The organism is Streptomyces sp. NPDC104202 (assembly GCF_055584185.1).
On record NZ_JBVJMN010000004.1, the window covers coordinates 219892 to 226689 of the forward strand.

Here is a 6798-nt window from a genome sequence, read left to right on the forward strand (position 1 = left end):
CGACCGCCCGACGATTCGGCTCCCGACCCTAAGCGGCGGCTCGACGGGCTGTCCAGGCGGGTCGGGAAAGTCCGGGGCGGCCGCGGTGCGGGGGTGGCCGGTGGGGGACGGAAGGCCGGGCGGCCCCTGGGGGTCCGCCCGGCCTCGTCGTACGCGGAGCGCGCTCTCGCGGGGCGGGCTGTTATTCGAGCAGCTCCGCGTACGAGCCCATGGCCAGGGCGATGTCCGCCTGGGCCCAGAACCGGTGGTAGGTGAAGACGGGGGCGGCGCCGCCCGCCAGGTAGGCCTCGATCTTGGGCCAGGCCGGGTCGTCCTCGTAGAAGGTGCGGATCGAGGCGAAGGTGGAGGAGGAGTTCACGGTGTCGCCGTTCGGCATGGTGCCGGTCCAGCCGTTCGGGACGTAGACGGGGTCGTCGAAACGGTTGTAGTCGGCGCGGGTCTCGGGGACGGCGATGCCCAGCGGGTCCTGGTGGTGGTTCCACATGCCGTCGAGGAGGGCCTTGGCGACGCGCTTGGCCTCGGCGTGGCCGGACTTGGCCGCGTAGTACGTCAGGGTCTTGGCGTAGGCGGCGGCCACGCCGACGTCGTCGGTGTAGTCGGCGACGGTGACGTGCAGACCGGCGTTGGCGCCGGGGCTCGCGGCGTTCCAGGTGTCGGGTGCGCCGGACCACCGGAGGGTGGAGGGGATGCGGTAGGTGCCGTCCGGGTTGATCGTGGTCCGGGACAGCGCCCAGGAGACCCACTTGTCGAGGACGGTCTTCGCCTCGGTGTCGCCGGTCTGCTGGTAGTACTCGGCGACCCGCTCCATGGACCAGGCCTGGAAGCCGAACCACTGGTTGGACGCGGGGTCGTGGTAGACGGGCTTCTCGTCGTAGAAGAGGCCGTGGAAGGTGGGAGTGCCGGCCGGCGGGGTGGCGTACCGGCCCTGCCAGCTGTTCGTGGCGCCGCCGGCGATGGCGCCCTCGTCGGACTGGAGCCAGCGGTAGAACTCCAGCTGGCGGTCGAGGCTGGTCGCCCAGTCCGTGGCGCCCGTCGCCGACTTGGGCTTCAGCGGGGCGTAGGAGCTGAGGGCGTAGGCGGCGAGCGGGTTCTGGTAGCCGCCGTGGGCGTGGCTCGACCCGATCCGCCAGGACCAGCCGGCCGAGGTGTCGGTGGCGCCGCCCCAGGCGTAGTACCAGGACATCAGGTAGTGGGCGCTGTCCTTGCCGGTGCCGGCGGGGCAGGTGGTCGGGCCGACGCAGTTCCCGGCCTTCTTGAAGTACTTGTCGAACAGGGAGTAGCGCAGGTAGTCGCCCATCCTGGCGGCCTTGCCGACGGTGGCGGAGACCTGGGTGCCCTTGCCCTGCTGCTTGGCCCACAGGTCGGCCCAGTAGGCCGCCTGGACGGCGCGGGCGTCGGCGTCGGGGGCGTTGGTGTACTTCCACTGCCGGGCGTAGGAGGAGTCCCCGGTGAAGAGGTCCAGGTAGCCGTTCTTGCCGCCGTAGGCGAACGAGTCGCAGGTGGGGTGGGTGACGGTCTCCCAGACGGACTCCTGCGGGCCGCGCTGGAAGGTGTTGACGTAGGAGGGGCCGGTCGCGGTCGGGCCGGCGGAGCACTTCCCGGGTTCGTTCCCGAATCCGTAGACGTTGTCGACGTCCTGGAGCCAGTGCATGCCGTAGACGTCGTCCGTGCCGTAGGCGCTCTTGAGCTCGGCGGCGATCGGGTCGGAGCCGGAGGTGACGCCGGAGTCGAGCCGCGCCGGGTACTGCGAGGGGAGATCCCACTCGGGGGCGTAGGTGGCCGGTTTGGCGGCGTTGTAGGAGGACGAGGTCGGCTGGTCGGCGTGGGTGGGGATCATGAACTTCTCCATGGTGTCCCACGCGCCGTTGAACCTGGTCCAGTCGCCGGTGATCTTCCCGTACATGGCCTGGAGCCAGATGAGGTAGCTGTACGCCTCCGAGGTCGTCTCGTGCCCGTGGTCGGGGGCCTCGACGATCAGGGTCTCCACCGAGTGGTACGGGATGCCCTCGGGCGAGAAGTAGCCGTTGGCCGGGTCGGTGATCCTGCCGTGCAGGTCGAGGAAGCGGGCGTCGTAGGTGGAGTTCGCGGCCAGCTGGGCGACGGTGACCTCGGCCTTCGTGTGGCCGGGGGCGGTGGCGGTGAAGACGGCGGTGCCGGTGCCGGTGGCGGCCGCGGCGACGGTCACCTTCTGGGCGGTGTTCCAGTTGGCCGGGGTGAAGGTGAGGGACGCGGGGGTCGACGTGAGGTTGGTGTTGCCGGACGTACGGGCGATGCCGACCGTGACGTCGGTGGTGGGGGCGGTGGAGAGCCTCAGGTCGAAGGTGCCGGTGGCGCCCTGGCGGACGCCGAACTGGCCCGGGGAGGCGACGAGCGCGGGGCCCGCGGCGACGGTGACGCCGACCGGCGCCGATTCGGCGGAGGCTCCGAGGCTGTCGTAGGCCTTGGCGTAGAGCGAGTGGGCGCCGGTGGACAGGCCGGTGGCGCTGTGGGAGAAGGGCGCGGTGGTGTCCGTGCCGAGGAGCGTGGTGTCGCTGTAGAACTCCACCCTGCTCACCGTGGCGCCGTCGGCGGCGGCGGCCGTGGCCGCCAGGGGGACGGCGTCGCCCGCGGTGAAGACCGCGCCCGCCGTGGGGCTGGTGAGGACAGCGACCGGGGGCTGGTGGGCGCCGGTGCAGGGGGTGCCGTTGACGGCGAAGGAGGTCGGGGCGGCGTTGGTCCCGCTGTAGGTGAACTGGGCGCCGGTGGTGGTGGCGGCGCCCGCGGCGAGGGTGCCGTTCCAGGCGGCGTTGGTCACCGTGACGTTCCTGCCCGACTGGGACCAGACGCCGCTCCACCCGTTGGTGAGCTTCTGGTCGCCGGCGTAGGAGTAGCTGAGGGTCCAGCCGTCGAGCGCGGTCGTGGCCCGGTTGGTGAGCGTGAGTTCGGCGGTGAAGCCCGAACCCCAGTCGTTCGTCCTGTAGTCGACGCTGCACTGCACGGCGGCGGCCTGCGCGGTGGTGGCGCCGACGGCCGTGAGGCCGAGGGGGAGGGAGAGCGCCGCGGCCAGCGCGGTCAGCTGCCGGCGCGGTCTTCGTACACGGGGTCGTGACATGCGGGTGGTTCTCCTCGCGGCTCGGGAGGTTGGGGGTGCGAAGAGCGGGATGGGCCTGCGGGGACAAGCCCTGAACCAGTGGGAGCGCTCCCACTGTGCAGTTGGGGCGCAACGGCGTCAAGGTGTGTGAAGAGTCGAAGGCAGATGACGGGGAAATTTACCCAACACCTCTTTTGCTTGGCGGCTGTTGACGCTACGGTCTGCCCGACCAGTGGGAGCGGTTCCATCCAGTCGGCACGCCATCAGGGGCGTGCCCTCGCTGTGAGGACTCGCTCATGCGATATCCCCCACGTCTGTCCGCGCTGCTCGCAGGAGCGGCGCTCACGATGGCGAGCACCGCCTTCGCCGTCGTGGGTACGGCCTCAGGAGCAGCGGCCGCACCGGTCTGCACCGTGGAGTACTCGGTCGTCGGCCAGTGGGCCGGCGGCTACCAGGGCGCCGTCACGATCACCAACGACAGTGCCGCGCTGAACGGCTGGAGCCTCGGCTTCGCCTTCCCGGCCGGCCAGGTCGTCGGTCAGGGCTGGGGCGGGAAGTGGTCCCAGTCCGGAAGTTCCGTCACCGTGGTGAACGAGAGCTGGAACGGGGCGCTCGCCACGGGCGCGAAGGTCACCGGCGGCTTCATCGCCTCCTGGACGGGCGCCAACACGGCACCCACCGCCTTCACGCTGAACGGCACGCCCTGCACCACCGCCGGACCCACGCCCACCCCGACGCCGACGCCGTCGACCACGACGCCGACGCCGACCCCCACCGACCCCACCACTCCCCCGACCACCCCTCCCCCGACCCTGCCACCACCGACCCCCGCCCCCGGAGCGCCCGAACTCGGCGTCACCGGGAACAAGTTCACCGACCAGAACGGCGCGGTGCGACGCCTCCTCGGCGTCAACCGCTCCGGCGGCGAGTTCATGTGCGTCCAGGGCTACGGCTTCTTCGACGGTCCCGTCGACGACGCCTCCGTCCGGGCCATCGCCGACTGGAAGGCCAACACGGTCCGCATTCCGCTCAACGAGGAGTGCTGGCTGGGGCTCGACAACGTCAAGCCCGAGTACCGCGGCGCGCACTACATCGACGCGGTCAAGGACCTGGTGACCAAGGTCCTCGCCCACGGCATGACCCCCGTGGTCGAACTGCACTGGACGTACGGCCAGTACACGGGCAACTCGTCCGGCTGCGCCGACGTGCACGCCACCTGCCAGAAGCCGATGCCCGACGCCCAGTACACGCCGGCGTTCTGGACATCGGTGGCGAACACCTTCAAGAATGACCGGCGGGTCGTCTTCGACCTCTTCAACGAGCCCTATCCGGACCGGGCGACCTCCACCGCGGCCCAGGCGTGGACCTGCTGGCGCGACGGAGGCAGCTGCCCCGGCATCGGCTACGAAGTCGCCGGCATGCAGGACCTGGTGGACGCGGTCCGCGCCACGGGATCGAAGAACCTCGTCCTCGTCCCGGGCCTCGCGTACTCCAACGACCTCAGCCAGTGGCTCACGTACGCCCCCACCGACCCGGCGGCCAATCTCGCCGCCGCCTGGCACGTCTACAACTTCAACACCTGCTCCGACGAGACGTGCTGGAACAACACCCTCGCCCCCGTCGCCGCCAAGGTTCCCCTCCTCGCGGGCGAGATCGGTGAGAACACCTGCGGACACGCGTTCATCGACCGCGTCATGAAGTGGTTCGACGACCGCGGCCTCTCGTACCTCGGCTGGACCTGGAACACCTGGAACTGCAACTCCGGTCCCGCGCTGATCAGTTCGTACGACGGCACTCCCACCGCATTCGGCATCGGGCTGCGCGACCACCTGCGCGGCCTCACCCCCTGAAAGGAATCCCCACCCGCATGAGCCGCACCAGAAGCACCAGTCGCACCGCCCTCCTGGCGGCACTCGGTCTGATCACCGCCACCGGCGCCACGGCCACCGTCTTCGGCACCACCGCCGGCGCGGCCACCCCCGGCTGCAAGGTCGACTACCAGATCACCAACCAGTGGAACACCGGCTTCGGCGCCAACGTCACCCTCACCAACACCGGCGACCCGGTCGCCGCGTGGACCGTCGAGTGGAGCTACGGCGGCAACCAGCAGGTCACCCAGGGCTGGAACGCCACCATCACCCAGTCCGGCGCCGGCGTCACGGCCAAGAACCTCTCGTACAACGGGACGCTGGCCACCGGTGGCTCCACCTCCTTCGGCTTCAACGGCTCCTACAGCGGCACCAACGCCGTACCGGCCACCTTCAAGCTGAACGGGGTCGTCTGCAACGGCGCCACCGAGCCGACGACGCCCCCGACCACCCCGCCCACCACGCCCCCGACCACGCCTCCCACCACGCCGCCGGCCGGGACCAAGGCCGACAACCCGTACGCCGGCGCCAAGGTGTACGTGAACCCGGAGTGGTCCGCGAAGGCCGCGGCCGAGCCGGGCGGCACCAAGGTCTCCCAGCAGCCCACCGGCGTCTGGCTGGACCGGATCGCCGCCATCAACGGGTCGAGCACCTCCATGGGCCTGCGCGCCCACCTCGACAAGGCCCTGGAGCAGAAGGGCTCCGGCGAGCTCGTCGTCCAGCTGGTCATCTACAACCTGCCCGGCCGCGACTGCGCCGCGCTCGCCTCCAACGGCGAGCTGGGCCCGACCGAGATCAACCGCTACAAGACCGAGTACATCGACCCGATCGCCGCGATCCTCGCCGACTCCAAGTACGCGGGCCTGCGGATCGTCACCACGGTCGAGATCGACTCGCTGCCCAACCTGGTCACCAACGTCTCCGGGCGCCCCACGGCCACCCCGAACTGCGACGTCATGAAGGCGAACGGCAACTACATCACCGGCGTCGGCTACGCGCTGAAGAAGCTCGGCGCCATCGGCAACGTCTACAACTACATCGACGCCGGCCACCACGGCTGGCTGGGCTGGGACGACAACTTCGGCCCGTCCGCCGAGCTGTTCAAGCAGGCCGCCACGGCCGAGGGCTCCACGCTCTCCAACGTGACCGGCTTCATCGTCAACACCGCCAACTACAGCGCCCTGAAGGAGAACAACTTCACGATCAACGACTCCGTCAACGGCACCTCCGTGCGCCAGTCGAAGTGGGTCGACTGGAACCGCTACACCGACGAGCTCTCGTACGCCCAGGCCATGCGCGCCAAGCTGGTCTCCATCGGCTTCGACAGCAACCTCGGCATGCTGATCGACACCTCCCGCAACGGCTGGGGCGGCACCGCCCGGCCCACCGGCCCGGGCGCCCTGACCAGCGTGGACACCTATGTCAACGGCGGACGCTACGACCGTCGCATCCACCTCGGCAACTGGTGCAACCAGTCCGGGGCGGGCCTCGGCGAACGGCCCCAGGCGGCCCCCGCCGCAGGCATCGACGCGTACGTCTGGATGAAGCCCCCGGGCGAGTCCGACGGCGCCTCCAAGGAGATCCCGAACAACGAGGGCAAGGGCTTCGACCGGATGTGCGACCCGACCTACACGGGCAACGCCCGTAACGGGAACAGCATGTCGGGCGCGCTGCCGGACGCCCCGATCTCGGGCCAGTGGTTCTCGGCCCAGTTCCAGGAGCTCCTGAAGAACGCCTACCCGGCGCTGTAACACCCACGGCACCGCCCCGGGGGGGGGGGGGGGGGGGGGGGGGGGGGGGGGGGGGGGGGGGGGGGGGGGGGGGGGGGGGGGGGGGGGGGGGGGGGGGGGGGGGGGGGGG

3 protein-coding genes are annotated in these 6798 nt (G+C 70.7%); 2 read left to right on the top strand and 1 reads right to left on the bottom strand.

Annotation, left to right across the window (positions count from 1 at the left end; translation table 11 throughout):
- Nucleotides 1-181 precede the first annotated feature (181 nt).
- Nucleotides 182-3091 (bottom strand): glycoside hydrolase family 48 protein, encoded by a 2910-nt coding sequence (locus tag ACZ60W_RS04845; protein WP_469753926.1) that lies wholly within the window; start codon nucleotides 3089-3091, stop codon nucleotides 182-184.
- A gap of 275 nt (nucleotides 3092-3366) precedes the next feature.
- Here ACZ60W_RS04845 and ACZ60W_RS04850 point away from each other — a divergent pair, with 275 nt between their 5' ends.
- Both ACZ60W_RS04850 and ACZ60W_RS04855 read left to right on the top strand, forming a co-directional pair.
- Entirely contained in the window at nucleotides 3367-4920 is a 1554-nt protein-coding gene (locus tag ACZ60W_RS04850; protein WP_469753927.1) for a cellulase family glycosylhydrolase, read from the top strand.
- Between the two features lie 17 nt (nucleotides 4921-4937).
- Nucleotides 4938-6689, top strand: coding sequence for a glycoside hydrolase family 6 protein (locus tag ACZ60W_RS04855; protein WP_469753928.1), 1752 nt, complete (start codon nucleotides 4938-4940; stop codon nucleotides 6687-6689).
- Nucleotides 6690-6798 lie beyond the last annotated feature (109 nt).